This is a genomic window from Pseudomonas sp. NPDC086251 (assembly GCF_044746405.1).
GTDB lineage: Bacteria > Pseudomonadota > Gammaproteobacteria > Pseudomonadales > Pseudomonadaceae > Aquipseudomonas.
On sequence record NZ_JBIVBY010000084.1, the window covers coordinates 1 to 1,373 of the forward strand.

A 1,373-nucleotide genomic window follows, 5' to 3' on the forward strand; every position below is an offset into this window, starting at 1 on the left:
GGGAGTGTCATAAATTTTGTGTTCGGGCATAACATGTTGCAGAGGTGCATGTATGCCGACCAAAAAGAAACCGGCCAGTAAGGCCCAGCGTGACCTTCCATCCATTCCCAAAGAGCTGATCGACCAGTTCGTCAGCGGCCCGATGAGTGCCGAAGCCATTCAGGATGCCTCGATGGCGTTCAAGAAGGCGCTTATCGAGCGAGCCCTTGATGCCGAGTTGGGGCACCACCTTGGTTATCCTCAGGGCGCGGAGCGCCCCGAGGATTCGAGTAACCAGCGTAACGGCCGAAGCGGCAAGACCGTGCTGACCGATGACGGCCCGTTGCGCCTGGATATTCCCAGAGACCGCGATGGCAGCTTTGCTCCGATCCTGATCCCCAAACACGAGCGCCGGTTTACAGGCTTCGATGACAAGATCATTGCCATGTATGCCCGCGGCATGAGTGTTCGCGAGATTCGTGCATTTCTCTCCGAACAGTACGGGACTGACGTCTCCCACGACTTCATCAGCTCGGTCACCGACGCTGTTCTGGAGGAAGTCGGTACTTGGCAACAACGGCCACTTGAGCCTATGTACCCGGTCATTTTCTTCGATGCGCTGCGGGTCAAAATCCGTGACGAAGGCGTGGTTCGCAACAAGGCCATCTACTTGGCCCTGGGCGTGCTGCCCGACGGCACCCGGGATATTTTGGGGATCTGGATCGAGAACACCGAGGGGGCCAAGTTCTGGATGAAAGTCTTCAACGACCTAAAAACCCGAGGCGTCGAGGACGTTTTGATCGCGGTAACTGACGGCCTTAAAGGCATGCCGGAAGCTTTGAGTGCGGTGTTCCCTAAGGCAACGCTGCAGACCTGCATCGTCCATTTGATCCGCAACAGCCTTGATTACGTGGCGTGGGACAAACGTCGCGAGCTGGCCAAAGCCCTGAAACCGATCTATCAAGCGCTCAATGCTGAAGTCGCCGAACAAGCTTTGGCGGCCTTCGAGACAGGACCTTGGGGCAAGCAATATCCAACGATAGCGGCAGCATGGAGGCGAGCCTGGGACCGAGTCATCCCATTTTTCGTGTTCCCGCCGGCCATACGAAAAGTGATCTACACCACCAACGCCATCGAAAGCATCAATGCTCAGTTGCGCAAAATCATCAAGACAAGAGGTCACTTTCCAACCGACGAGGCAGCGACGAAACTGATCTGGCTGGCGCTGCAAAACATCACTTCCAATTGGGGCAGTGCAGCCCATGACTGGAAAAGCGCCATGAATCAGTTTGCGGTTTTGTACGGAGATCGATTCATCAGACCAAACTGGTGAAATGAAGGCCTGCCTAACGGCAGGCCGTTATCGGCCCGCACACAAAAAATCTGACACTCTC

At 55.6% G+C, this 1,373-nt stretch carries 1 protein-coding gene; it reads left to right on the plus strand.

Annotated elements, in window-relative coordinates; genetic code table 11:
* The first annotated feature begins 52 nt into the window (after positions 1–52).
* The gene (locus tag ACIPL2_RS35130; RefSeq protein ID WP_401365409.1) at positions 53–1,312 is read left to right on the plus strand and encodes an IS256 family transposase; all 1,260 of its coding nucleotides are present in this window, start codon (positions 53–55) and stop codon (positions 1,310–1,312) included.
* The last annotated feature ends 61 nt before the right edge of the window (positions 1,313–1,373 follow it).

Coding starts and splice junctions, on each gene's coding strand:
- ACIPL2_RS35130 (WP_401365409.1), top strand. CDS start 53: ATGCCGACCAAAAAGAAACCGGCCAGTAAGGCCCAGCGTGACCTTCCA.